Origin of the sequence: Paraburkholderia sp. SARCC-3016 (assembly GCF_031119615.1) — a bacterium.
Taxonomy (GTDB): Bacteria; Pseudomonadota; Gammaproteobacteria; order Burkholderiales; family Burkholderiaceae; genus Paraburkholderia.
Genome location: NZ_JAVHZD010000032.1, coordinates 43,498 through 67,652 on the forward strand (window position 1 = coordinate 43,498; position 24,155 = coordinate 67,652).

Sequence of the window (24,155 nt, forward strand, 5' to 3'; positions counted from 1 at the left end):
TTGCGGCATTGGCTCGAATTACAGTTCTGTTGGCACAAAACGCACGTAAACGGCGGCGCTAGCCGGCGCTGAGCGTCGCGATACGTTGTGCGAGACGCCTCAGCCGCACGCGCAATTCAGGCGGTTCGAGCACTTCGACGTGCCCCGCGAAGCCGAGCAGTTGCTCGGCCGCGAAGTCGAGCTGTTCGATGGGCAGCGTGACTTCCTGCCAGCCGTCATGGTCGGGCGGCCCGCTTTGCGCCTGTTCGACGGCCGCCGCGCCGAGCCGGTCGAGCCGCAGCATCCCCTCCTGTGTAAGACGCAGGCGCGCGACGTTTTTCAGCAGACTCTTTTCGAATGCCGCGACCGAGCCGGCCCACTCGCTGCGCAGATCGAACGCTTCGGGCCGCTCGAAGGTCTCGTCGAGCACGCTCAGATGCGTGATGTTCGCGACCTTGTAGATACGCAGTTGCGTGCGCGCCCGCGCGACCAGATACCAGTCGCCGGCCTTGTGCACGAGGCCCAGCGGATCGCGAATCCGCTCCCGCTCGTGCTCCGCTGCAGGCTCGCTCTTACCGGGGCGCGGCGACGCCCAGCTCAGGTAACGCATTGCGACGCGCTTCTGCTCCCAGACAGCGCCCGCGAGCAGCGTCAGATGCGGCACCTGCGCGGGCCGCCGATGCCAGCCGACCGGGTCGATATGGAGCCGCGAGCCGATGCGCGATGCGTCGGGCGCCGCATCGGGCAGCGCCGTGACGAGTTTCAACTGCGCGGCACGCAATTGTTCGGACAGGCCAAGATCGGTTGCCGCGCCGGCAAGGCCGGCAATCGACAGCGTCTCGGCCTCCGCCTTCGTGATGCCGGTCAGCCGCGCGCGATAGCCGTCGAGCAGCGCGAAACCGCCGCCGGGACCGCGGTCCGCATAAACAGGCACGCCCGCTGCGCTCAGTTGATCGATGTCGCGGTAGATCGTGCGCACCGATACGTCGAATTCCTCAGCGAGTGCTTGCGCGGTCACGCGTCCTTTGACCTGCAGCAACAGCAGCATCGACACGAGCCGGCTTGGGCGCAATTGCGTTCTCCGAAAAATTCATGACATCGGTTGTCAGCTATTGGCGAGTATAACTGCCGGTATGCGCGATTGATCGGGAGTGGCGATATGTCGGTGACTTACGTGATTCGTTTTCAGGTCGTTCCGGAAAAGCTCGATCGTTTTATGAGCCTGCTCGACGGCGTGCTCGATGCCATGCGCGCCGAGCCCAATTTTCATCAGGCGATCCTGCATCGCGATCCCGATTGCCCTCATCGGCTCATGCTCTACGAGACGTGGGAAAGCCACGAAGACGTGCTGGAAGAACAATTGAATCGTCCATACCGGCAGGCGTATCACGAGGCACTGCCCGAACTGCTTGCGAGGCCGCGCGAAGTGACGATCTGGGAAGCGCTGCGCGTCGATCGCAATCGGCCGCGCAGCGAATCCGGGGTCTTGCAGGCATGAGTGCGGCGCCAGTCCGGCAGGCCGGATCAGATCAAGGCATGGGCGCTTCGGGCGCTTCCGCTTCGGGGCGCCTCAGCGTCATGCAAGGCGCTGCCCTCTATGTCGGCGCGGTGCTAGGCACAGGCGTCATTGCGCTGCCGGCGCTCGCCGCAGACGTCGCCGGCCCCGCATCGCTCATCGCGTGGGCGGCGCTCGTGTTGCTGTCGGTGCCGCTTGCCGCGACATTCGCCGCGCTGGGCGCGCGCTATCCTGACGCAGGCGGCGTATCGACCTACGTGCGCAACGCGTTCGGGCCGCGCGCGGCGGCGATCATCGGCTGGTGCTTCTACTTCGCGGTGCCGGCCGGCTCGCCCGCGGCGGCGATGTTCGGCGGCGCCTATGTCACCGCGGCGCTCGGCGGCGGGCACGTTGCGACGATCGGCACCGCGGCGGCGCTGATGCTGATCGTCACCGTCGCCAATGCGTTCGGCGTCACCGTGTCCGGACGTTTGCAACTGGCGCTCGCGGTCGTGCTCGTCGCGCTGCTGCTGGCGGCGATCGCCGCTTCGGCGCCGCATGCGCGCGCCGCGAACCTGCAGCCATTCGCGCCGCACGGCTGGCTCGCGATTGGCCCCGCGGCGGCGCTGCTCGTCTGGAGCTTCGCGGGCTGGGAAGCGATCACCCACCTCGCGGCCGAGTTTCGCCACCCCGCGCGCGATCTTCCGCTCGCGACCGGCATCGCGGTATGTGTCGTCGGCGTGCTGTACATGGGTGTCGCGACCGCAAGCGTGCTCGTGCTCGGGCCCGCCGCCGGCAAGTCGAGTGCGCCGCTTGCCGAACTGCTCGCGACGGGCCTGGGCGGCAAGGTGCAGGTGCTCGCGGCGGCTGCCGCGCTGCTGCTCACGCTCGGCACGATGAACGCGTATTTCGCCGGCGCCGCCAAGCTCGGCGCCGCGCTCGGGCGCGACGGCGCGCTGCCGGCGTGGTTCGCCGCGGGCAGTCGCGCGGGCGACGTGCCGCGCCGCAGCCTGCTTGTGATTGCCGTGCTCGCCTTGATTGCGCTGTGCGCGTCCGTGATAGCCGGCGTCGGGCCACGGCCGCTCGTCCTGCTGACGACCGGTTCGTTCGTCACGGTCTATGCGCTCGGCACAGCCGCTGCGTTGCGCCTGCTGCCGAAGCGCAGCGGGGCGCGCCGCTGCGCGTGCGTCGCGCTCGTTGCCGTCGCGGCATTGTTTGCGGCGACTGGCTGGTACCTGTTATGGCCGCTCGCGATTACCGGCTGTGCGCTGCTTTATCTGCACGTACGCGAACGCGTCGACGCCAATGTCGCACGAGTCTCACGAAGCGACATATCGCAGTCCGTGAAAATTCGATGACTGTTGACTTAACGCTTCAGCAACAAATTTTATTGACAAGCCGCGCCTCGCCAGACACACTCCCTGACATGCTTACGCTGATCTCCACCGCCATTGTCAATTGGAACCCGATTCGAGCCGCCATTCACGGCGGGCCATCGGGAGCGTTTGCCTATTAGCAGTCTGGAATAACAAAACATCCCAAGGCCCCGCCGGCAACGGAAGGGGCCTTTTGTTTTGTGCGCGGCTTTCCGTTCTGTTCTCCGGCTCAATCGTCGATGGAGCACAACATGAACCAGGCAAGCCCGCAGTTCACCGATCCCGTATCGGATGTCTCACCGCCCGAAGTGGCCTCCGCATGCGAGGAGAGGCTGCCAAGGGTCGTCATGCACTTCGAAGTGCAGCCAGGCGCAACGCTATCCTGGCGAGTCGAGGCGCACTGCGAACTGAATGTGAACAGTGAGCGCGTGTGGTTGACGCGCGCTTCGTCGCCGTACGACTACTGGCTGCAACCCGGCTATTCAATTCAATTGCGGCGCGGCGAACGCGTATGGGTCAGCACCGACGGCAAGCTTGCCGCGCGCCTTTCGCTGATCACGTATCCGCGCAAACGTCGTGGCGTGCTTTACCGTTGGCTCGAGCGCCTGTCTTTGTTGGAGCCGGATGTCTATGCGCCGAATTCGCGGTGACCTCGATCGCGCCGCATTGACGATGCCGAAGATAGCGAGGAAAAAAACGAGTGTCATGCGGCTGCCGCGCGATATTGCACGGCAGCTCTTAGCGCGTGATGGATCGCCGATCGCGCGTGTGGCGAATCGCGCGTTACGGCCGGGAATTACTGCACCGTGGGCGATGTGCCGCTCGGCGTAATCTTCACCGCGGCTGCCGAAACAAACACGGCGTGCACGGTGTCGCCCACCTTCAGAGTTTTCAAATCGACGTCGGGACCGACGTCGAGCGTTTGAGTCTGATACGCGCCACGCAACGTGACCATGCGCTTCTTGCGATCGATCTTCTGCACGGTGGCGAGCACCTCGATCTGCTTCGCTGTTTGATAGCCGCCCGAAGCCGGCTGATAGACCTGTGTGTCGACGCGTTCGCGAATACCCTTGTCGGCGCCCTTCACTTTTTCCGCGGTCACGAGCAGCGCGTTCTTGTATTCGGCGTCCACGTTATCGCCAACTTTGAGCTTGTCGAAACCGGGCACCTCGTCGCTGACAAGAATGATCGCGGTGCGCCCATTCGGGCCTTGCAGCGTGACCGTGCGCGACGCTGCGTCGATGCCGACGATCTTCGCCTGGATATGCACCGGCTGCACCGCACTGACGACACTTTGTGCGGAATTCGCGAGCGTGTCCTCTGCGTAAGCCGGCTGCACCATATAGGCGAGTGCGAGCAAGGCGGCTGCTCCGATTGCTTTCTTCATTCGGGTTCTCCTTCAAGAGCGTTTTCAGTCACTGGCCAATACGGGCTTCTTACAACCCTATGCCGTATTAAAAACAGTTCGTCATCCAGACGAAAACGCATCATAACCCAGCCGAAAGCCAATAGATCCCGCGATTTTTCACATTGTGTAAAAGTTTGAATGCCTTTTGAATCGTGCAGCGTAGACTTCGCGCAACCCGCATTCAGGCAGCGGATAAAGCATTGCAAACCATAATGCTTTTCCCGCTGCGCGATGATGTGTCACACACGTTCAAGCGCAATGGCGATGCCTTGCCCAACGCCGATGCACATCGTGCACAGCGCAAAACGCCCCTGCATCCGTTGCAACTGGTACATCGCCGTGGTCACGAGACGGGCGCCGCTCATGCCAAGCGGATGCCCGAGCGCAATCGCACCACCGTTCGGATTGACGCGCGGATCGTTATCGGCCACGCCGAGCATGCGCAGCACGGCGAGACCTTGCGATGCGAACGCTTCATTGAGTTCGATGACATCGAACTGATCGAGCGTCATGCCAAGGCGCGCAAGCAGTTTCTGCGTAGCGGGCGCAGGCCCGATGCCCATCACGCGCGGCGCGACGCCGGAGGTCGCCACGCCGAGCACGCGCGCGCGCGGCGTCAAACCGGAACGTTTCGCCATCGCTTCGTTTGCCAGCAACAGCGCGGCAGCGCCGTCGTTGACGCCCGATGCATTGCCAGCCGTTACCGTGCCGTCGGCGCGTACTATGGCCTTGAGCTTCGCCAGCGCCTCGAGACTCGTTTCGCGCGGATGTTCGTCGTGCGAAACGATGACCGGATCGCCCTTTTTCTGCGGAACCGTCACCGCGACGATTTCCTGCGCGAGCGTGCCGTCGCGCTGCGCACGCGACGCATTCTGCTGGCTGCGCAACGCGAACGCATCCTGATCGGCCCGGCTCACGTTGAATTCCTGCGCGACGTTCTCGCCCGTTTCGGGCATCGAGTCGACGCCATACATCTGCTTCATCAGCGGGTTGATAAAGCGCCAGCCGATCGTCGTATCGAAGATGTCGGCCTGGCGCGCGAATGCGGCGGTCGCCTTGCCCATCACGAACGGCGCGCGGCTCATGCTTTCGACGCCGCCCGCGATCATCAGCCCCGCTTCGCCCGCCTTGATGGCGCGCGCGGCAATGCCGAGCGCATCCATGCCCGAGCCGCACAGCCGGTTGATCGTCGCGCCCGGTACGCCTTGCGGCAGGCCCGCAAGCAACAGCGACATGCGCGCGACGTTACGGTTGTCTTCGCCGGCCTGATTCGCACAGCCGTAGATCACGTCGTCGACGGCGTTCCAGTCGACGTCCTTGTTGCGCTCGATCAGCGCCTTCAATGGCACGGCGCCGAGGTCGTCCGCGCGAACCGACGACAGGGAACCCGCGTAGCGGCCGATCGGCGTGCGGATCGCGTCGCAGAGGAAAGCTTCGGTCATCTTCATGTCTCCAACGTTGCTTCGGCGGTACATACCGGGAAAGACCGTTTGTTCTATATGCGAACTTATGGTCTAATATCGAACAATTTTACACGATGATAGGCGTGCGCGGAAAAGCCTGTCAACGGCTGTGCATGCCGCGTGGTCCGCCGCTTCGCCACCCGCCGCCCGCAAATATGGCTATCGATAAAGACACTCGAGCGTCGCAACCTGCCCCCGCCCTGCACGCTGATGCGCCCGACAAGCCCGGCGATTCCTACGTGCAATCGTTCGCGCGCGGCCTTGCGGTGATTCGCGCCTTCAACGCCGAGCGCCCTGCGCAAACACTGACCGATGTCGCTGCCGCAACGGGTCTCACGCGCGCCGGCGCGCGCCGCATTCTGCTCACGCTGCAAACGCTCGGTTACGTCGAAGCCGATGGGCGCCTGTTCCGGCTCACGCCGCGCATCCTCGATCTCGGCTTCGCCTATCTAACGTCGATGCCGTTCTGGAACGTCGCCGAACCTGTCATGGAACAGTTGTCGGCCGAGGTGCACGAAAGCTGCTCGGCGGCCGTGCTCGACCGCACGGAAATCGTCTATGTGCTGCGCGTGCCGACGCACAAGATCATGACCATCAATCTGTCGATCGGCAGCCGTCTGCCCGCGTGGTGCACCTCGATGGGACGCGTGCTGCTCTCGTCGCTCGACGATGCGGCGCTCGACGCGATACTCGACGCATCGAATCTGCACGCGCATACGCCGCGCACAGTCACGGACAAAAACGAACTGAAGCAGATCATCGCGCAGGTACGTCGCCAGGGGTGGGCGATCAACGATCAGGAACTCGAGGAAGGGCTGATTTCGATTTCGGCGCCGATCCGCAACCGGCAAGGCCGCATCATCGCGGCGATGAACATCAGCGGCAACGCGCAGCGCAATTCCGCGAAACAGATGATGAAGACGTTTCTCGAGCCGCTGCAGAAAGCCGCGCAGAGCGTCTCCGATATGGTCGCGCTGCGCGGGTAGATAGCGAGCGTTCCGTCGTACGGGTCAGGTAGCGTTACCGGCTCAGATATCGTTCGACGAGCCGCGCCCAGTACGCCGCGCCGATCGGCAAGTTGCGGTCATTGAAGTCGTAATGCGGGTTGTGCACCATGCAGCCGTCTTCGCCGACGCCATTGCCGAGCCGCAAGAACGTGCCCGGCCGGTGCTGCAGCATGAACGAGAAGTCTTCGCTGCCCATCAGCATGTCCGTATGCGCGACGACGTTGTCGTGGCCGACCAGTTCGCGCGCGACTTCGATCGCGAACTCCGTTTCCGCATCCGAATTGACGACGACCGGATAGCCTTCGATGTACTCGACGTTGGCCTTGCCGCCATAACTCGCGGCCTGGCCTTCGGCCAGTTCCGTAATGCGCTTTTTCAGCAGCGCGCGCACCTCGGCGCTGAACGAGCGCACGCTCAGTTCGAGCTTCGCGGTGGCCGGAATCACGTTGTTGACGGTGCCCGCATGCATCGAGCCGATCGTCACCACCGCGGGCTGCGTGGGGTCGACATTGCGCGCGACGACGGTCTGCAAGGCCATCACGATGCTCGCGGCAATCACGATCGGATCGACTGTGAGGTGCGGCCGCGCCGCATGGCCGCCCACGCCTTCGACGGTGATCACCGCCTTGTCGCCCGCGGACATGAACGGCCCTTTGCGGAACAGGAACTTACCTGGCTCGGCGCCCGGATGGTTGTGCATGCCGAACACCGCGTCGCACGGGAAGCGGTCGAACAGGCCGTCCTCGATCATCTTTTTCGCGCCGCTGTCGATACCGCTTTCCTCGGCCGGCTGAAAGTACAGATGCACGGTACCCGAGAAACGGCGCGTCGCCGCGAGATGTTGCGCGGCGCCGAGCAGCATGGTCGTGTGGCCGTCGTGGCCGCATGCGTGCATCTTGCCGTGCGTGCCGCTCGCGTAAGGCAGGCCTGTCTGCTCGATGATCGGCAGCGCATCCATGTCGGCTCGAATGCCGACGCTGCGCGTACCCGCGCCTGCTTTCAGCGTGCCGACCACGCCCGTGCGGCCGACCCCGCGCGTAACCTGCCAGCCCCACGCTTCGAGCTTGCTTGCGACCAGCGCGGCGGTCTCGACTTCTTCGTAGGCCAGTTCGGGATGGTGGTGAATCTGATGGCGGATGTCGCGCAACGCGGCAGCAGCGGGTTCGAGATCGGCTATTTCGGCAAAACGTTCTGCGTCGCTCATCGGCGGTCCCCATGCATTCGGCACCGCGTCGCACGCGGCGAATAGCCCCGCACTATAGCAGCACGGTTGTGCCCACCGCCGAAGACCGCGCGCTCCAGATTCAGATGACGCCGCGCAGAACCCGCACGAATGCGTGCCCCGCCACATCGAGCGCACCGGAATTATCGATGCGTGTCACGCGCGCGCCGTCGGGCAACGAAAACGGCGCAAGGCGCGCGAGGCGTGCCGCGATCTGCTCGGCCGTTTCCCTCGCGCGCGCGCCGAGCCGCGCCGCGAGAATATGCGGCTCGGCCTCGACGTGCACGATTTCCGTATGCGGGTAGCGTTCGAGTGCACGCGCGAGATGTTGCCGCGAGCCGTTGACGACGACCGTGCATCCGCGCGCAAGCCATGCATCGAGCTCGATACCGATGCCATAGCGCAGCGCATGGCTCGACCATTCGAGTGCGAAGAGACCAAGTGCGGAACGCGCTTCGAATTCTTCCGGCGTAAGCGCGACATGATTTTCGTTGCTGCCCGCGCTGCGCGTGATGTAACGGTGTGCGAACACAACCGGCGCGCCGGCGACATGATCGCGCGCGAAATGCAGCAGCGAATCCTTGCCGGCGCCCGACGGGCCCATCACATAGATCAAACGGCCTTCCATGCCTTACTTCACCTCCGCGTTACCCGATGCGCCCGTCGCATCGAATGCGAGTCGCTGCCAGAGCACGAACGGCTCGCCCGGCGCGGGCTCCACAAAAAGCGCGATGCCGTCGACCGGCAACGCGCCAAGCCGCTGTACCTGCGCATGCCACCATTGAACGATCGCCGCACGGTCGCGCGCGTCTTCGAGCGAATTCGACAACGTCATATGAAAGCGGAATTCGTCGAACACATATGGGTATCCCCATTCGACGAGCAGCGCTCGTTGCCGTTCAGTGAGCGGCGCGGCAAGACGCCGTTCGAGGTCCGCCGCCGACGGCGCGGCACGTAGCGTCGCAAACGCGCGCAGCGCGTCCGACGCCAGTTCGCGCATGCGTGCATCGGCCTCCTCGCCGGCGGGCCTCAATGCGACGAAGCGGCCGAGCGTCCCGGCTTCGACGGGCAAGGCGAAGCGCGTTTGCGTGCGCGCCCAGCGCCGCGCCGCATCGGCGACATCGTGCGGATGCACGCCGTCGGCTAGCCGGAACGGTGCAACGAGCGTGCCGTGCCAGCCGTAGCGGCGCGGATCATTCGTCAGACACGCAAGCGTTTGCGACAGCACAGGAAAATCGTCGCGCGGTTCGTGCACGGCGCCGCTTTCCGCGTCGCGTCCGAGCCATTCGGCACCCACGCTCCACCAGCCGGACCCACGCGGCGGCGCATAGTACACCGCACAGCGCGTGGCCGCGCTCCAGTGCAAGGTTGCGTCGCCGGCCGGCGCTGCCGCCGCCACTTGTTCGCCGTGTCGATCGGCTCGCGCCGCGCTCATACGTCGTTCTCCACGAGCAGTTGCACGCGGTCCGCCGCGAAGTGCGTGAAGCCGTATTTGATCGGCGTGCCTTCGATATCGACGTCGACGTTCTCGACCCACAGCACCGGCTGCTGGCGATTGATATTAAGGCGGCGCGCCACGTCCGCGTCGGGCAGCACGCTGCCGATGCGGCTCCATTTACGCAGATAGTCGTTCACGCCATATTCGGCGAGCGCCTTGGTCATGCCGCCCGTGCGCTCGAGCGCGTCGGGCAGATCCGTGAAACGCGCGGCCGGATACCAGCTGCGCGCGAAAGTGAGCGGCACGCCGTTCGCTTCGTGCAGCATTTCCATCCGGTAGACCGTGACGCCCGCGCGCAGCCCCAATGCCTTCGCGACGTTCGGCTCGGCCTTCACACGCGATGCAGACAGCAGCACGCCGAGCGACTGCTGCTGCCGCAGGTTTTCGGTGAACCGCGTGCGCCGGCCGATCGTGTAATCGATCGCGCCCGGTTGAACGAACGTGCCACGCCCCTGTTCGACACTGACGAGACCGAGCGCGGCAAGCCCCAGCATCGCGCGGCGGATCGTGTGACGGTTGACGTCGAAGCGTCTCGCGAGCTCGGCTTCGCTCGGCAAACGCCCTTCTTCGCCGAAGCCGCTCGCGGCGATTTCCGCGGCGAGAATCTGCTCGATCTGCCGCCATACGGCGACACCGCCGCCGCGTTCGAGCAGCGTTCCGGGAGTCGCATCGTCGTTCGATGTCATGGTGGTGTCATTCCCCTCGGTTCAAATATAACGCTCGATTGTAGTGCGCAACCCGTGATGAAAATATGAATCTGCGCACCGCACCGTGTCACTGCGGGATTTTACCTACAAACGTCTAGACGTTTAGATGAATAGATGCTCAAATATCCGGACATCGAAACCACGGAACTCCCGATGAGCGATCCTTCCGCCCCCGTTTCTTCCGCCCCGCCTTCGTCGTCCGCGCGTCGCGCATGGATGGCGGTGCTGGCGCGCACGCCGCGCGCGGAGCTCGAAGCGGCGCTGCAGCGCGCCATGAACGGCGCACCGCTACCCGCTTATGACTGGCTGCGCCCGCCCGAAACTGGCCTTGCGATGGTGCGCGGCCGTGTCGGCGGCAGCGGCGACGCTTTCAATCTCGGCGAAGCGACGGTCACACGCGCCACGCTGCGTTTACGGGAACCGGCGGCCGGCGAACCGGCGGCCGGCGAACCGGGGGCCGGCCATCGGGAGGCCGACACGCCGGTCGGCGTCGCGTGCCATCTGGGCCGTGACCGCCGGCGCGCCGAACTCGCGGCGCTTGCCGATGCATTGCTGCAACTGCCGCAGCAGCACCCGCATCTGCATGCGCAACTGATCGAACCGCTCGCCGCGCGCCTCGAGGCCGCGCGCGAAGCGCGCCGCCAAGACACGGCCGGCACGCGCGTCGAATTCTTCACGATGGTCCGAGGCGACTGATGAACACATCGAATAATCCGGCACAGGTCGCGCTGTCCACGTCGCCGGCCCGTTCATCAGGCACCTCGTTGGCAACCTCATTGGCCACCTCATTGACCACCTCATTGGCCACCCTGACTCCCGGCTTCGCCGATCCCGTGCACGACACGCAGGCAGTGTTTCGCACGCTGCTCGACGTGCTGTCACGCCCGGGCACGATCGGCGCCGTGAGCGACGTGCTGCCCGCGCTGAACGCAAACGCAACGAACCGGCGGCAACCCGCCGCCGACCGTGCCGCGTTCGCCGCGCTGCTCACGCTCTGCGATTTCTCCACGCCCGTGTGGCTCGCGCAAGCCGACGCGCCGCTCGCCTCCGCGCTGCGCTTTCATACCGGCGCACCGCTCGTCGATACCCCGCAGCACGCCGCCTTCGCCTATGTGCACGATGCGGCCGCCATGCCCGCGCTCGAGCGGTTCGCGCCCGGCGATCCCGAATCGCCCGAGACATCGGCCACACTGCTTATTCGCGTTGCGTCGCTGACGAGCGGCACCCCGCTCACGTTGCGCGGCCCGGGCATCGAATCGACACGCAGCATCGCGCCCGGCGGGCTGCCCGAGCGTTTCTGGCTCGAACGCGCGGAACTGGCGCCGCTCTTTCCGTGCGGCATCGACTGCTACTTCGTCTGCGGCGACACGCTGATGGGTCTGCCGCGCACAACCCAAGTGGAGCTCAACTAATGTACGTTGCCGTCAAGGGTGGAGAGCGCGCCATCGAAGCATCGTGGCGCCTGCTCGACAAGGAGCGTCGCGGCGATACGCAGTTCGCCGAACTCAGCGTCGCGCAGATTCGCGAACAGTTGCGGCTCGCCGTCGCACGCGTCATGACCGAAGGTTCGGTGTACGACGAAGAGCTCGCCGCACTCGCGATCAAGCAGGCGGCCGGTGATCTCGTCGAAGCAATCTTCCTGCTGCGCGCATATCGGACCACGCTGCCGCGCTTCGGCTATACGGAACCGCTGCGCACCGAAGCGATTCATGCGGAGCGCCGCATTTCGGCGACGTTCAAGGATGTGCCGGGCGGCCAGTTGCTTGGGCCGACGTACGACTACACGCAGCGCCTGCTCGATTTCGCGCTGCTTGCGCAAAGCGATGCCGATGCCGATGCCGATGCCGATAATGGCGCGAGCGCCGATGCAACAGCGGTTCCCGCACCGCATCACGCAGCGCATGTGGCGAAGGAACCGATGCCGCGCGTCGTCGCGCTGCTCGACAAGGAAGGCCTGATCGAACAGGAAACGCCGACGCCTGACGCGCCCGAACCGGGCGACCTGTCGCGCGAGCCGCTCGCCTTTCCGGCCAGCCGCGCCACGCGCCTGCAAAACCTCGCGCGCGGCGACGAGGGCTTTCTGCTCGCAATGGGCTATGCGACGCAGCGTGGATACGCGCATTCGCATCCGTTCGCCGGCGAAATCCGCTTCGGCACGGTCGCAGTCGAAATGGTGCTGGACGAACTTGGCGAAGCGGTCGAAATCGGCGAGATCGACGTGACCGAATGCCAGATGATCAACCAGTTCGTGGGCAGCGCGGAAGCGCCGCCGTCGTTCACGCAAGGCTATGGCCTCGCGTTCGGCCACTCGGAACGCAAGGCGATGGCGATGGCGCTCGTCGACCGCGCGCTGCGCGCCGAAGAACTCGGCGAAACGCTGCGCTCGCCGACGCAAGACGTCGAATTCATGCTGTCGCATAGCGACAACGTCGAGGCATCGGGTTTTGTGCAACACCTGAAGCTGCCTCACTACGTCGACTTCCAGTCGGAACTCGAACTCGTGCGGCGGTTGCGTGCGCAACATGCAGGCGCGCAACAGCGCGACGCCGACGATGCCAATGGCGATCGGCAGACTACGCAACAGACTCCGGAGCAGACCCCGCAGAAGCTCGCTTCGCAGCGCGCTCAACAGGAAGAAGCCGCATGAATTCGTCCGATACCTCCATCGCATCACGCGACCCCGATAGCGCGGCCGAGGGCTACAACTTCGCGTATCTCGACGAACAGACGAAGCGCATGATCCGCCGCGCGCTGCTGAAAGCGGTCGCGGTGCCAGGCTACCAGGTGCCGTTCGCGGCGCGCGAGATGCCGTTGCCGTTCGGTTGGGGCACAGGCGGGATTCAGGTTACCGCGTCGATCATCGGCCGCGACGATACGCTCAAGGTCATCGATCAGGGCTCCGATGAAACGACCAATGCGGTCAACATCCGGCGCTTTTTCGCGCGCACGGCGGGTGTCAAAACGACCCGCCGCACGACCGAAGCGACGATCGTGCAGACGCGTCACCGCATTCCCGAAACGCCGCTTACCGATAAACAGATCCTCGTCTACCAGGTGCCGAACCCCGAGCCGCTGTTCCGGCTCGAGCCGCGCGTCGCCGAAAGCAGAAAGCTCCACGCGCTGGCGGACTACGGCCTGATCAGCGTGAAGCTATACGAGGACATCGTGCATCACGGCAGCATCGCGACGACTTACGACTACCCGGTCATCGTCAACCATCGCTATCTGACGTCGCCCTCGCCGATCCCGAAGTACGACAATCCGAAGATGCACATGAACGCCGCATTGCAGCTGTTCGGTGCCGGCCGCGAGCGGCGCATCCATGCGATCCCGCCGTATACGCACGTGCGCAGCCTCGACTTCGACGATCATCCGTTCGAGGTCCAGCGCTGGGATCATGCGTGCGCGCTGTGCGGCTCGACGGAAAGCTTCCTCGACGAAATGATCGTCGACGATACGGGCAAGCGGATGTTCGTCTGCTCCGATAGCGATTACTGCCACGAGCGGCGCGAGACGCAAGCAACGCAAGCAACGCAACAAACGCAGCAGACGCAGCAAACGCAGCAGCGGGCGCACACCGAAGGCGCAGGAGAACATGCATGACGCGCACGCCGACCCCGCTCCTTAGCGCACGCGCGCTCACCAAACAGTATGGCGGCCGCAACGGCTGCAGAAACGTCAGCTTCGATCTGTATCCTGGCGAGGTGCTGTGCATCGTCGGCGAGTCCGGCTCGGGCAAGACGACGCTCCTGAACGCGCTCGCGCTGCGTACCGAAGCCGACAGCGGCACGCTGCACTACGCGGCCGCGCATGGCGCGACCGTCGATCTGCGCGCGCTGTCCGAACCGCGCCGGCGCCTGCTGATGCGCACCGAATGGGGCTTTGTGCAGCAGAATCCGCGCGACGGGCTGCGCAGCGGCGTCTCCGCCGGCGCTAACATCGGCGAACCGCTGATGGCCGTCGGCGCGCGTCATTACGGGCAGATCCGCGCGCTCGCCACGCAATGGATGGAGCGCGTCGAACTCGACGCCACGCGTATCGACGAATTTCCAGCCGCGTTTTCGGGCGGCATGCAGCAGCGTCTGCAAATCGCGCGGAACCTCGTCACGGGTCCGCGTCTCGTGTTCATGGACGAGCCCACCGCGGGCCTCGACGTCTCGGTGCAGGCACGGCTGCTCGACCTGCTGCGCACGCTGACCGCGACGCTGCATCTGTCGGTGCTGATCGTCACGCACGATATCGGCGTCGCGCGGCTGCTCGCGCATCGGCTTATGGTGATGCAAGGCGGCGAAGTCGTCGAATCGGGCCTGACCGATCAGGTGCTCGACGATCCGCAGCATCCGTACACGCAAACGCTGGTTTCCTCGGTTCTGCCGGTTTGAGGTCTGCGATGTCATTGATCGAATCCAATGCTCCACGCGCAATCGGGCGTGCCTTCGTCGACAACCCCGCGCTGATGCTGCGCGCGGTCGGTGTCGCGAAAACGTTCACGCTGCACGGCCAGGGCGGCGTGCGGATCGACGCGCTCGATGGCGTGTCGCTCGATGTCGAACGGGGTGAATGCGTCGTGCTCGTCGGCCCGTCGGGAGCTGGCAAGAGCACACTGTTGCGTTGCCTGTACGGCAACTATCTCGCGAGTGCCGGCACGATCGCGTTGCGCGACGACGCGCGCGCCCGCGATCGCGCTGTCGCTCCCGCGCATCCCATGCTTGATCCCGCGCTTGATCCCGCGCTTGATCCCGCAGTCGATCCCGACAGGCAGCACATCGCAATCACCGGCGCGCAGGCGTACGACGTGCTGTATTTGCGTCGCAACGTAGTAGGCTACGTGAGCCAGTTTCTGCGCGTGATTCCGCGCGTGACGACCCTGGCGCTCGTGGCGGAGCCGCTCGTCTCGCGTGGCGTGGCCGAAGCCGAAGCGCGCGAGCGCGCGGCCGCGCTGCTTGCACGGTTGAATGTGCCGGAACGGCTATGGTCGCTCGCACCGGCCACGTTCTCGGGCGGCGAACAGCAGCGCGTGAATATCGCGCGCGGCCTGATCGCCGAGCATCCGGTGCTGCTGCTCGACGAACCGACCGCTTCGCTCGATGCGGAAAACCGCGACGTGGTCGCCGATCTCGTCATCGAAGCGCGCGAGCGCGGCGCGGCGATCGTCGGCATTTTCCACGACGAAGACACGCGCGCGAAAGTCGCGACGCGCCGGCTCGAGTTGCGGCCACCACTACGTCACACGACTGCAATACACTGACATCCAACACCCATACGGAGCTTTCCGATGTTGATCAGGAACGCCCGCGTCGTCACGCGGGATGAAGAATTCACTGGCGTCGTGTGGATCGAGAACGACGTGATCCGCGATATTTCGCGCGGCACGACTTCCGCGCGCGAGTCGGAGGACTGGGAAGGCGATTACCTGCTGCCCGGCCTGATCGAACTGCATACCGACAATCTCGAGAAGCATCTGGCGCCGCGTCCCGGCGTCTACTGGAACACCGACGCCGCATTCGTGATTCACGATGCGCAGGTCGCCGCCGCCGGCATCACGACCGTATTCGACGCGCTCGCGATCGGCTCGCGCGCGCACAACGGGCCACGCGAGCGCGGCATCCAGACGCGCTGCGCGCAAGCGCTGCAGCGCTTCACCGAGCGCAAACTGCTGCGCGCCGACCACTTCCTGCATTTGCGCTGCGAAGTCGCGACCGGCGACGTCGTCGAAGTGTTCGACGAGTTGTGCGGGCACCCGATGCTGCGGCTCGCGTCGGTGATGGATCACACGCCGGGGCAGCGCCAGTGGCACGACCGCGCCGCGTGGCGCAAATTCCAGGAGCGCCACGGCAAGCTGACCGACGAGGAAGCGGAGCGCACGCTGATGGAACTCGCCGAGGAACAGCAGCGCTTTGCCGATGCGCACCGTCTTGCGATCATCGACCGCTGCAAGAAGCTGCAGGTGCCGGTCGCGAGCCACGACGACACGCTCGTCGAGCACGTCGAACAGGCTGCCGCCGAAGGCATCGTCCTCGCCGAATTCCCGACCACGCGCATCGCGGCCGAAGCCTCGCACCGTCACGGCATCGCGACCATCATGGGCGCGCCGAACGTCGTGCGCGGCGGCTCGCACTCGGGCAACGTGTCGGCGCTCGAACTCGCGAAAGCCGGTCTGCTCGATATCCTGTCGTCGGACTACGTGCCGTCGAGCCTTTTGACGGCCGCATTCGAACTCGTCGACAAGGCCGGCTGGACGCTGCCGCGCGCGATGTCCACCGTGTCGGCCGAACCGGCGCGCACGGCCGGCCTGCACGATCGCGGCTCGATCGCACCGGGTCTGCGCGCCGACTTCGTGCGCGTCACGATGATGGACGCATTGCCGGTGCCGCGCGCCACCTGGCGCGCAGGCGTGCGCGTCGTCTAAACGGCTCGCGTCCGCCCGCAAGCGGGCCCTACAGCACCGGCCATCCGGCACTGCCGCCGGCAACCGTCGTGCGGCAGTGCAGCGAACGCGCCGGCCGCGCGCCGCTATCACAACATGCGGCTTACGGGACCAACCGGCGTTACCGCATAACTGTCGATTTCCTTTCGCCGGCGCCCGCCTGCAAATGCGCGTCAGAGCTTGATCTGCCGCGCCATCCGGGGTTCTACCAGGTCCCCAATATTTTTGGACTGGTAAGCTTGGCGCGCGCTGCTGGCGGCCCGCCGGCGGCCGAAACCACCAGGCCCGGCCGCCTATCCGCGGCGGGTCATGTCGCATAGCACAATCCGCATAGCGACTTATCAGAACCACTCGGGAGTAAATCAGTGAAAAAACTGCTCGCGGCCTTGACGGTTGCCCTGCTTGCCACCGTTTCGATCGGCGCACACGCCAAAGACTGGACGACGATCCGTTTCGGCGTCGACGCCAGCTACCCCCCGTTCGAATCGAAGGGCTCCGACGGTAAGCTGGTCGGTTTCGACATCGACCTCGGCAACGAAATCTGCGCGCGCCTCAAGGCGAAGTGCGTATGGGTCGAGAACGACTTCGACGGCATGATCCCGGCACTGAAGGCGAAGAAGTTCGACGGCGTGCTGTCGTCGATGTCGATGACGCCGCAACGCGCCGAACAGATCGCGTTCTCGTCGAAGCTGTTCAACACGCCGACGCGCCTCGTCGCGAAGAAAGGCTCGAACATCCAGCCGACTCCCGAATCGCTCGCCGGCAAATCGGTCGGCGTCGAGCAGGGCACGATCCAGGAAACGTACGCGAAGACCTACTGGGAGCCGAAGGGCGCGAAGGTCGTCGCTTACCAGAATCAGGACCAAGTCTACGCCGATCTGATCTCGGGCCGCCTCGACGCAGCGCTGCAAGACGCCGTGCAAGCGGACATCGGCTTCCTGAAAACGCCGCGCGGCGCGGGCTTCCAGTTCGTCGGCAAGGACCTCGAAGACAAGAAGATCCTCGGTGAAGGCGCCGGCATCGGCATGCGCAAGGAAGACACCGATCTGAAGGCGAAGGTCGACAAGGCAATCGCCGAAATCATCAAGGACGGCACCTACAAGAAGCTCGAGAAGAAGTATTTCGACTTCGACGTCTACGGCGGTTAAAACACGCCGGCGGCGCGGTTCGCCGCGCCGCACTCGCAAGGCTCCGCCGTACAAACGGGCTCCGCATGGAGCCCGTTTTCGTTCGAGACGGGCATAATAGCCCGCAATCAACCGATAACGCGGCCTCTACGCTTTGCCGCCTCTCTCTCATGCAAACGCAAATTCATCCGCTGTTGTCCCCGTCGCTTGGCACCGCTCGCAACGTGACGAGCTTCCACTACGGCCCCGGCGGCGGAAAGAAGGTGTATATCCAGTCGTCGCTGCATGCCGACGAACTGCCCGGCATGCTCGTTTCGTGGGCCTTGCGCCGCAAGCTCGAGGCGCTCGAAGCGGCCGGCAAGCTGCGCGGCGAAGTGATCGTCGTGCCGGTCGCCAATCCGATCGGTTTGAACCAGCATATGCTCGGGCTGCTCGCGGGCCGCTTCGAATCGAATTCCGCGCAGAACTTCAACCGCAATTTCTATAACCTCGCGGCACTCGTCGAACCGGTTATCGAAGGACGTCTGACCGGCGATATCGAACACAATCGCTCGGCGATCCGCGCGGCCATGCACGAAGCCTTGCAGGCGCAAAAGCCGCGCACCGAGCTCGAATCGCATCGCCTCGCACTGCAACTGATGTCGTTCGACGCCGATATCGTGCTCGATCTGCATTGCGATTGGGAAGCGGCGCTGCATCTGTACACGAACCCGGACCTGTGGCCCGACGTCGAACCGCTGTCGCGCTATCTCGACGCCAAGGCATCGCTGCTCGCGCTCGATTCGGTCGGCAATCCGTTCGACGAGATTCACAGCTTCTGCTGGTCCGATTTGCGCGCGCGCTTCGGCGACCGCTTCCCGATTCCGAACGGCTCGATCTCCGTTACGGTCGAACTGCGCAGCCAGCGCGACGTGTCGTACGAGTTCGCGGAGAAAGACGCACAAGCGATCATCGAGTACCTCACGCATCGCGGCGTGATCGACGGTACCGCTGCGCCGATGCCCGCGCTCGAATTCGCGGCCACGCCGCTCGCGGGCACCGAGCCGGTCGTGTCTCCGGTCAGCGGCGTCGTCGTGTTTCGCGCGGAGGTCGGCAAGTGGGTCGACGCGGGCAAGGAGATTGCCGATATCGTCGATCCGCTGACCGATAAAGTCGTCACGCTGAAGTGCACGGTCGCGGGCGTCCTGTACGCGCGGCACGTATCGCGATTTGCGACCGCCGGCATGGAAGTCGCGCGCGTGGCGGGGGCGAAAGCGATCCGCTCGGGATCGTTGTTATCCGCCTAGCCTCGTCTCGTCTCGCTTCACGGCCGGTTATTCACGGCCGCATGCTTCGCCTGGGCGCATTCGTGCCATCCGCGGTACGTGCCAGCAAAATCGCCCGCTTTCGAGCGGGCGATCTGTCTTGTGCGGCACCGATTTACACGCGAAGCAGCATTGCTTTCATTTAACCGACGTTCATAAACAGCTTGTATGCATAACTATAAGAAACGAGCAAAAATTCCCGCGATCCCGTCCCGAAAATGTAGTTTTTGCACTACATCCCGTGCGTTTTTCGCAATTGTCATATTCAGTTGTATGTAATCCGTTTAAATTTCCGGTCGACGAAAGACCTGCCGAAGAGCATGGCGACAGTCGCTGGCAATTTTCTAAAAACGGAGAAATCTTTGAACAAGAAAGTACTGACCACGGCGCTCCTCGCAACTTTTGCGGGCGCTGCGCACGCGCAAAGCAGCGTGACGCTCTACGGGATTATCGATGCAGGTATCAGCTACGTGAATCACAGCGGCGCGAATTCGCAGAAGCTGTTCAAGTATGACGACGGCGTCGCACAAGGCAGCCGTTGGGGCATGCGCGGTGCGGAAGACCTCGGCGGCGGCCTGAAGGCGATCTTCGTGCTCGAAGGCGGTTTCAATAGCGGCAACGGCACGTCCAGCCAGGGCGGCGCACTGTTCGGCCGTCAGGCATTCGTCGGTCTGTCGAAGGACGGCATCGGCTCGTTGACGTTCGGTCGTCAATACTCGTTGTCGACCGACGTTCTCGGCGGCGCGTACTCGAATGGCGGCAACACCGTCAGCGGCAACTACGCGTACCACATGAACGACGTCGACCAGTTGACGTCGAGCCGTATCAACAACTCGGTGAAGTTCAGCAGCGCGAACTTCTACGGCCTCACGTTCGGCGCGTTGTACGGCTTCTCGAACCAGGCTGGCGCATTCGGCGGCGCACCGACGGTCGGCACGACGACTGGCTCGTCGCGCACGTACAGCTTCGGCGCGAACTACGCATACGGTCCGTTCAGCGTCGGCGCTGCCTACACGGACATCAAGTTCCCGGCTCTGTCCACGCCGGCATTCAACGTTGCCCTCGCGAACTTCAACCCGGGTACGGGTGCGTCGGGTGGCGCGGCGATCCGCGATCTGCGCACGTTCGGCGTCGGCGGCCGCTACACGCTCGGCCCGGTCACGGCATGGGCGTTGTACACGAACACGCTGTTCCAGCCGATCACGCTCGGCTCGTCGCTGTACCAGGCTTACGACGTGGGCGGCAAGTACAACTTCACGCAAGCGCTGTCGGTTGCTGCCGGCTACACGTACTCGAAGGTGGACGGCGCCACGGCAAGCGGCCACTGGAACCAGATCTCGGGTGCCGTCGACTACGCGCTCAGCAAGCGTACCGACGTGTACTTCCTGACGGTGTTCGAGGACGCAAGCGGCCGCGCCGGCAACTCGGAACTGCAATCGCAGATCGGCGACACGAGCTCGTTCTTCGGCAACTCGGGCAACAACTCGCAAAGCCAGCTGGCGTTCCGCGTCGGTCTGCGCCACAAGTTCTAAGCAGCTTGAGCGGTTGGCCTTGCGGCGAGACGCTCGGCCAACCTGCTTCGAGAACAGGCAAGGACGCCCTTCGGGGCGTCTTTTTTTTCGACCGGCGCTATGAACGCGCATGTTGCGTCGACATGCGTCGCCGCACGCGTTCGAACGATGCTCGACGAGGCGCGGCCGGCGCCGCGCGACGCGGTTGTGTCGATGCTGTCGTTACGCGCGTTCCGGGCGTGGTCGCTGCGATCGCGACGCGGGAGCATCGTCGAAAGCGGTACGTTCCTCGCACGCTTCGCGCAGCAGCGAGATAAACGCTTCCTGCACAGCCGTGGAAAGCCAGTCGGCACGCACCGTATAGCCGACGGCCCGGCGTGCCTCGGGCGTATCCAGTTCGAGCGCGACCAGTTCGCTGCCCGGATAGGCTTCGCCGATCTGCGAGCGCGCGAGCAACGTGATGCAGTCGCTTTCGACGAGCATTGCCATCATCATCGCGAGCGAACTCGTTTCGACGACGATCGACGGCTTCGACTGCAGCCGTGCAAAGATCGAGTCGATCGTCGTGCGGCGCGGCACGTTGCGCTGCGGCACGACCCAGTCGTAACCGGTCAGATCCTGCGTTTTTATGGTTTTCTTGCTCGCGAGACGATGCCCTTTGCGCACCGCGATAATGAACGGATCGGCAAACAGTTCGGTTTCCTGCACAGCGCCCGTGAGCCGCGGCTCGCGCAGCGCGCCGATGATGATGTCGAGCGTGCCGTTGCGCAGTTCGCGTAGCAGCCGCGCGTGCGAACCCTCGTCGACGGTCAGGCGCGCGGCCGGATAGCGCTCGCGCAACCGTTGAATCGCGCGCGCCACGAGGCGCGGCGGCAGCATCGGCAAGACGCCGATCGCGACCTTGCCGCTCAGCTGACCGCGCGCATACGCAAGATCTTCGCGCGCCTGCGCGATCTCGTACAAAGCCAGGCTCAGGCAACGCGCGAACTCGACCCCCGCCGCGTTCGCCGACACGCTATGCACGCGCCGGCGATACAGCGCTACGCCGACCGTCTGCTCGATCTGCCGTGCCGCGCGATGCACGGCCGGTTGTGAAATGCGCAACTGCTGCGCGGCCTCCGCGGCCGACCCTGCATTGGCAATCGCGATATGGCAGCGCACCTGCGAATCGGTCAGGTGGCGGCAAATGGTTCTTGCGTCGTTTTTGCCATTCGCCGCCGACGCCGGCTGGCCAGTCAGACTCGCCACCGCGCGCTCGATCTGATCGAGCATGCGCCGCACGCGCCGTTGCACGATCGCGCCTTCCGCCGTCAGTTCGCTGCCGCCGAAACCGCGCTCGAACAGGCGGCCGCCGAAACTCGCTTCGAGCTTGCTGATCGCCAGACTGACCGCCGGCTGCGTGCGGCCCGACTGCAGCGCCGCCTGGCCGATTCCGCCTGCCTCGCACACGGCGTCGAACAGGAACAGACGCCGCAGGCGCGCGAGGTCGTCGTCGACCTCCGTGCCTTGATCGAATCCGCTCGAAAGCCCGTTCATCGACGTTCGCTCAATTGAAGTCCCGCTGCTTGAAATCTGCCCATTTCAACGCGCTCGTCTGCTTTGCAACACGTTCGTGAAAACCCCTAGCTTAACTGAAATTTATGCCTCGCGGCGCAGTTCATATTGAGGGATACGGCCGCTTCCCGCTTACAGTAACGACCATTCGATCAACGAATTCCTTGTCAGGAGCCCTTCCATGTCTGTCGTCATCGACACGCACACGCATGCAATTTCCCCGGATAAACAGCGTTATCCTGTTGCGCCGGTCGGCGGCCATCAGTCGGAATGGTCGGTGAAGCGCCCGGTCAGTTTCGAAGCGTTGCTAGCGTCGATGGATGAAGCCGGCATCGACCGCGCGGTCGTCGTGCAAGCGTCGACGGTGTATGGCAACGACAATAGTTATGTCGTCGAAGCGGTGCGCAGCCACCGTGACCGCTTCGCAGGCGTGTTTTCGGTCGACGTGCTCGCGAGCGACGCCGTCACGCAGATGCAGCGCTGGCTCGATGCCGGCCTCTGCGGTCTGCGCCTTTTCACGACCGGCAGCACGATGCCGGGCCAGGCAGGCTGGCTCGACGACGAGCGCTCGTTTCCCGTGTGGGAGTACGCGCAGCAACACGAGGTATCGATCTGCCTGCAGATGACGGCACAAGGCATACCCGCGCTGCTGAACATGCTGACGCGCTTCCCCGGAATTCGCGTGCTGCTCGATCACCTCGCGCGTCCCGAACTGGCCGGTGGGCCGCCCTACGAAGCCGCCGCGCCGCTGTTCAGCCTCGCGCCGCACCGCGGCGTCTATCTGAAGCTGACCAACCGCACGATTGCCGAAGCAGCGCGCGGCGCATCGACACCGGCCGCGTTCTTTCCGCGCGTGCTCGAGGCGTTCGGCGCAGATCGCATTGCATGGGGCTCGAATTTCCCGGCCGCCGAAGGCGCGCTGCCGCAACTGCTTGCCGATGCGCGCGAAAGCCTGGCGATGCTGCCGGCCGATGCGCGCGCGGCAATCTTCGGCGGCACCGCGCTCGCGATCTATCCGGCGCTTTCCGCGTGATTGTTTTCATAGCAGGTCTTCCTTCCAGGAAACGCGACCCCGAACGCATCAGGAATACTGAACTGTGAACACCGCTACGCAACCGCTTCGCCTGAAGACGGCTCTCAAGACGTACGCCCATACGCGCGCGCTGAAGGCACATGAACTGACGGACCCCGCGGTCGAACTCGCATTCGACGATGTCGAACCGATTCATCGCGCGTTTGCGCCGATGGCGCGCCGCCAGGCGTATGACGTCAGCGAACTCGCGATCGCGACCTACCTGCAGGCCAAAGCTTATGGAAAGCCGGTGGTGCTGTTGCCTGTGGTGGTCGCCGCGCGCTTCCAGCAGGGCTGCATTATCTATAATGCACGGCGCGGCAGAATCGATACCGGCAACCTCGCGGGCAAAAAGGTCGGCGTGCGCGCATGGACGCAAACCACGGGCATGTGGGTGCGCGCGATCCTTGCGCAGACGTACGGCGTGCCGCTCGAACAGATCGAGTGGGTCACGATCGAAGGCTCGCATCTCGAGGAGTACCGGGACCCGTCTTTCGTGCGCCGTGCCGAACCGGGCAAGCAACTGCTGCCGATGCTGCGCGACGGCGAACTCGATGCCGCGATTCTCGGCAACGATCTGCCCGATGAACCGGGGTTCGAGCCCGTGATTGCAAACGCGCCCGCCGCCGATCGCGCGTGGTACGCGCTCCATCGTTATGTCCCGATCAATCACGTCGTTGTCGTGACGAAGGCACTGGCCGATGCCCATCCGCAAGCGGTGCGCGCGGTGTACGACCTGCTGTGTCGCGGCAAGGCATCGGCCGCAGCGGAAAACGCGGGCAAACCGGACCGGCTGCTGCTCGGCTACGACGCGCTGCGCGCGCCGCTTGCCGAAACGATCGCGTTTTGCGAAGCGCAACAACTGTTGCCGCGAAAGCTCACCGTCGATGAGATTTTCGCCGACAGCATCGGCATTCTGGGCGACGCCGCGCGCTGATGCGACAGTCACCGGCCAACGAGCGGCCATTAGCGCCATTAGCGGCCATTAACAGCCATTTTCGAGCG

24 protein-coding genes are annotated in these 24,155 nt (G+C 64.5%); 16 read left to right on the top strand and 8 right to left on the bottom strand.

All coding sequences use genetic code 11. From position 1 onward, the window contains the following. Positions 1 to 58: 58 nt before the first annotated feature. The gene (locus QYH69_RS27655) at positions 59 to 1,051 is read right to left on the bottom strand and encodes a YafY family protein (protein ID WP_308834906.1); all 993 of its coding nucleotides are present in this window, start codon (positions 1,049 to 1,051) and stop codon (positions 59 to 61) included. 87 nt (positions 1,052 to 1,138) lie between these two features. Here QYH69_RS27655 and QYH69_RS27660 point away from each other — a divergent pair, with 87 nt between their 5' ends. From QYH69_RS27660 to QYH69_RS27670, 3 genes are all read left to right on the top strand, one after another. Continuing rightward, entirely contained in the window at positions 1,139 to 1,477 is a 339-nt protein-coding gene (locus QYH69_RS27660; RefSeq protein ID WP_308834907.1) for a putative quinol monooxygenase, read from the top strand. A gap of 38 nt (positions 1,478 to 1,515) precedes the next feature. Next, complete coding sequence (locus QYH69_RS27665) at positions 1,516 to 2,832, top strand: amino acid permease (protein ID WP_308834908.1); 1,317 nt, start codon at positions 1,516 to 1,518, stop codon at positions 2,830 to 2,832. A gap of 269 nt (positions 2,833 to 3,101) precedes the next feature. Beyond that, positions 3,102 to 3,500, top strand: a complete 399-nt coding sequence (locus QYH69_RS27670; protein ID WP_308834909.1) for a DUF2917 domain-containing protein — start codon at positions 3,102 to 3,104, stop codon at positions 3,498 to 3,500. 146 nt (positions 3,501 to 3,646) lie between these two features. Here the strand turns inward: QYH69_RS27670 and QYH69_RS27675 are convergent, their stop codons facing one another. Together QYH69_RS27675 and pcaF are read right to left on the bottom strand one after the other, a co-directional pair. After that, positions 3,647 to 4,237 (bottom strand): hypothetical protein, encoded by a 591-nt coding sequence (locus tag QYH69_RS27675; protein ID WP_308834910.1) that lies wholly within the window; start codon positions 4,235 to 4,237, stop codon positions 3,647 to 3,649. Between the two features lie 260 nt (positions 4,238 to 4,497). Next, the gene (pcaF, locus tag QYH69_RS27680) at positions 4,498 to 5,700 is read right to left on the bottom strand and encodes a 3-oxoadipyl-CoA thiolase (protein ID WP_308834911.1); all 1,203 of its coding nucleotides are present in this window, start codon (positions 5,698 to 5,700) and stop codon (positions 4,498 to 4,500) included. 176 nt (positions 5,701 to 5,876) lie between these two features. Here pcaF and QYH69_RS27685 point away from each other — a divergent pair, with 176 nt between their 5' ends. Then, the gene (locus QYH69_RS27685) at positions 5,877 to 6,707 is read left to right on the top strand and encodes an IclR family transcriptional regulator (protein ID WP_308834912.1); all 831 of its coding nucleotides are present in this window, start codon (positions 5,877 to 5,879) and stop codon (positions 6,705 to 6,707) included. Positions 6,708 to 6,741: 34 nt separating this feature from the next. Here QYH69_RS27685 and QYH69_RS27690 read toward each other — a convergent pair whose 3' ends face one another. From QYH69_RS27690 to phnF, 4 genes are all read right to left on the bottom strand, one after another. After that, positions 6,742 to 7,932: a M20 aminoacylase family protein gene (locus QYH69_RS27690; protein ID WP_308834913.1), complete on the bottom strand. Its 1,191-nt coding sequence runs from the start codon at positions 7,930 to 7,932 to the stop codon at positions 6,742 to 6,744. A 100-nt stretch (positions 7,933 to 8,032) separates the two neighbouring features. Continuing rightward, positions 8,033 to 8,578: a phosphonate metabolism protein/1,5-bisphosphokinase (PRPP-forming) PhnN gene (phnN, locus tag QYH69_RS27695; RefSeq protein WP_308834914.1), complete on the bottom strand. Its 546-nt coding sequence runs from the start codon at positions 8,576 to 8,578 to the stop codon at positions 8,033 to 8,035. 3 nt (positions 8,579 to 8,581) lie between these two features. Then, a complete protein-coding gene (locus QYH69_RS27700; protein WP_308834915.1) occupies positions 8,582 to 9,385 on the bottom strand; it encodes a DUF1045 domain-containing protein in 804 nt (267 codons plus the stop codon). Then, a complete protein-coding gene (gene phnF, locus QYH69_RS27705; RefSeq protein WP_308834916.1) occupies positions 9,382 to 10,134 on the bottom strand; it encodes a phosphonate metabolism transcriptional regulator PhnF in 753 nt (250 codons plus the stop codon). The genes QYH69_RS27700 and phnF overlap by 4 nt, the downstream gene beginning before the upstream one ends. A gap of 174 nt (positions 10,135 to 10,308) precedes the next feature. On the opposite strand from phnF, the gene phnG reads away from it, so the two are divergent. The 10 genes from phnG (at position 10,309) to QYH69_RS27755 (ending at position 20,545) form a co-directional block, all read left to right on the top strand. Beyond that, positions 10,309 to 10,851 carry a phosphonate C-P lyase system protein PhnG gene (gene phnG / locus QYH69_RS27710; RefSeq protein ID WP_308834917.1) on the top strand — a complete coding sequence of 181 codons (543 nt, stop codon included), beginning with the start codon at positions 10,309 to 10,311 and terminating at the stop codon, positions 10,849 to 10,851. Between the two features lie 104 nt (positions 10,852 to 10,955). After that, positions 10,956 to 11,567: a phosphonate C-P lyase system protein PhnH gene (phnH, locus tag QYH69_RS27715; RefSeq protein WP_308834918.1), complete on the top strand. Its 612-nt coding sequence runs from the start codon at positions 10,956 to 10,958 to the stop codon at positions 11,565 to 11,567. Beyond that, entirely contained in the window at positions 11,567 to 12,802 is a 1,236-nt protein-coding gene (locus QYH69_RS27720; protein WP_308834919.1) for a carbon-phosphorus lyase complex subunit PhnI, read from the top strand. Before phnH ends, QYH69_RS27720 begins: the two co-directional genes overlap by 1 nt. Beyond that, entirely contained in the window at positions 12,799 to 13,758 is a 960-nt protein-coding gene (locus QYH69_RS27725) for an alpha-D-ribose 1-methylphosphonate 5-phosphate C-P-lyase PhnJ (RefSeq protein WP_308834920.1), read from the top strand. Before QYH69_RS27720 ends, QYH69_RS27725 begins: the two co-directional genes overlap by 4 nt. Then, positions 13,755 to 14,537 (top strand): phosphonate C-P lyase system protein PhnK, encoded by a 783-nt coding sequence (gene phnK / locus QYH69_RS27730; protein WP_308834921.1) that lies wholly within the window; start codon positions 13,755 to 13,757, stop codon positions 14,535 to 14,537. Before QYH69_RS27725 ends, phnK begins: the two co-directional genes overlap by 4 nt. 74 nt (positions 14,538 to 14,611) lie before the next feature. Beyond that, on the top strand, positions 14,612 to 15,403 hold the full coding sequence (locus QYH69_RS27735; RefSeq protein ID WP_374992512.1) for a phosphonate C-P lyase system protein PhnL: 792 nt from the start codon (positions 14,612 to 14,614) through the stop codon (positions 15,401 to 15,403). Between the two features lie 27 nt (positions 15,404 to 15,430). Next, complete coding sequence (locus tag QYH69_RS27740; protein ID WP_308834923.1) at positions 15,431 to 16,564, top strand: alpha-D-ribose 1-methylphosphonate 5-triphosphate diphosphatase; 1,134 nt, start codon at positions 15,431 to 15,433, stop codon at positions 16,562 to 16,564. Between the two features lie 383 nt (positions 16,565 to 16,947). Next, a complete protein-coding gene (locus QYH69_RS27745; RefSeq protein WP_075161060.1) occupies positions 16,948 to 17,730 on the top strand; it encodes an ABC transporter substrate-binding protein in 783 nt (260 codons plus the stop codon). 149 nt (positions 17,731 to 17,879) lie between these two features. Next, positions 17,880 to 18,995, top strand: coding sequence for a M14 family metallopeptidase (locus QYH69_RS27750; RefSeq protein WP_308834924.1), 1,116 nt, complete (start codon positions 17,880 to 17,882; stop codon positions 18,993 to 18,995). A 380-nt stretch (positions 18,996 to 19,375) separates the two neighbouring features. Continuing rightward, on the top strand, positions 19,376 to 20,545 hold the full coding sequence (locus QYH69_RS27755; RefSeq protein ID WP_308834925.1) for a porin: 1,170 nt from the start codon (positions 19,376 to 19,378) through the stop codon (positions 20,543 to 20,545). 201 nt (positions 20,546 to 20,746) lie between these two features. Here QYH69_RS27755 and QYH69_RS27760 read toward each other — a convergent pair whose 3' ends face one another. Continuing rightward, a complete protein-coding gene (locus QYH69_RS27760; RefSeq protein ID WP_308834926.1) occupies positions 20,747 to 22,060 on the bottom strand; it encodes a LysR family transcriptional regulator in 1,314 nt (437 codons plus the stop codon). A 199-nt stretch (positions 22,061 to 22,259) separates the two neighbouring features. Here QYH69_RS27760 and QYH69_RS27765 point away from each other — a divergent pair, with 199 nt between their 5' ends. Then, positions 22,260 to 23,111: an amidohydrolase family protein gene (locus tag QYH69_RS27765; RefSeq protein WP_308834927.1), complete on the top strand. Its 852-nt coding sequence runs from the start codon at positions 22,260 to 22,262 to the stop codon at positions 23,109 to 23,111. Positions 23,112 to 23,175: 64 nt separating this feature from the next. Continuing rightward, positions 23,176 to 24,087 carry a hypothetical protein gene (locus tag QYH69_RS27770; protein ID WP_308834928.1) on the top strand — a complete coding sequence of 304 codons (912 nt, stop codon included), beginning with the start codon at positions 23,176 to 23,178 and terminating at the stop codon, positions 24,085 to 24,087. Positions 24,088 to 24,155: the final 68 nt, after the last annotated feature.

Excerpts from the sequence above, each read along its gene's own strand:
- QYH69_RS27760 (WP_308834926.1), bottom strand. The coding sequence starts at position 22,060 with ATGAACGGGCTTTCGAGCGGATTCGATCAAGGCACGGAGGTCGACGAC.
- QYH69_RS27675 (WP_308834910.1), bottom strand. The coding sequence starts at position 4,237 with ATGAAGAAAGCAATCGGAGCAGCCGCCTTGCTCGCACTCGCCTATATG.
- QYH69_RS27665 (WP_308834908.1), top strand. The coding sequence starts at position 1,516 with ATGGGCGCTTCGGGCGCTTCCGCTTCGGGGCGCCTCAGCGTCATGCAA.
- QYH69_RS27725 (WP_308834920.1), top strand. The coding sequence starts at position 12,799 with ATGAATTCGTCCGATACCTCCATCGCATCACGCGACCCCGATAGCGCG.
- QYH69_RS27660 (WP_308834907.1), top strand. The coding sequence starts at position 1,139 with ATGTCGGTGACTTACGTGATTCGTTTTCAGGTCGTTCCGGAAAAGCTC.
- QYH69_RS27765 (WP_308834927.1), top strand. The coding sequence starts at position 22,260 with ATGTCTGTCGTCATCGACACGCACACGCATGCAATTTCCCCGGATAAA.
- QYH69_RS27720 (WP_308834919.1), top strand. The coding sequence starts at position 11,567 with ATGTACGTTGCCGTCAAGGGTGGAGAGCGCGCCATCGAAGCATCGTGG.
- QYH69_RS27700 (WP_308834915.1), bottom strand. The coding sequence starts at position 9,385 with ATGAGCGCGGCGCGAGCCGATCGACACGGCGAACAAGTGGCGGCGGCA.
- phnK (WP_308834921.1), top strand. The coding sequence starts at position 13,755 with ATGACGCGCACGCCGACCCCGCTCCTTAGCGCACGCGCGCTCACCAAA.
- QYH69_RS27670 (WP_308834909.1), top strand. The coding sequence starts at position 3,102 with ATGAACCAGGCAAGCCCGCAGTTCACCGATCCCGTATCGGATGTCTCA.
- QYH69_RS27740 (WP_308834923.1), top strand. The coding sequence starts at position 15,431 with ATGTTGATCAGGAACGCCCGCGTCGTCACGCGGGATGAAGAATTCACT.
- QYH69_RS27690 (WP_308834913.1), bottom strand. The coding sequence starts at position 7,932 with ATGAGCGACGCAGAACGTTTTGCCGAAATAGCCGATCTCGAACCCGCT.
- phnN (WP_308834914.1), bottom strand. The coding sequence starts at position 8,578 with ATGGAAGGCCGTTTGATCTATGTGATGGGCCCGTCGGGCGCCGGCAAG.
- QYH69_RS27735 (WP_374992512.1), top strand. The coding sequence starts at position 14,612 with ATGCTGCGCGCGGTCGGTGTCGCGAAAACGTTCACGCTGCACGGCCAG.
- phnG (WP_308834917.1), top strand. The coding sequence starts at position 10,309 with ATGAGCGATCCTTCCGCCCCCGTTTCTTCCGCCCCGCCTTCGTCGTCC.
- pcaF (WP_308834911.1), bottom strand. The coding sequence starts at position 5,700 with ATGACCGAAGCTTTCCTCTGCGACGCGATCCGCACGCCGATCGGCCGC.
- phnF (WP_308834916.1), bottom strand. The coding sequence starts at position 10,134 with ATGACATCGAACGACGATGCGACTCCCGGAACGCTGCTCGAACGCGGC.
- QYH69_RS27750 (WP_308834924.1), top strand. The coding sequence starts at position 17,880 with ATGCAAACGCAAATTCATCCGCTGTTGTCCCCGTCGCTTGGCACCGCT.
- QYH69_RS27685 (WP_308834912.1), top strand. The coding sequence starts at position 5,877 with ATGGCTATCGATAAAGACACTCGAGCGTCGCAACCTGCCCCCGCCCTG.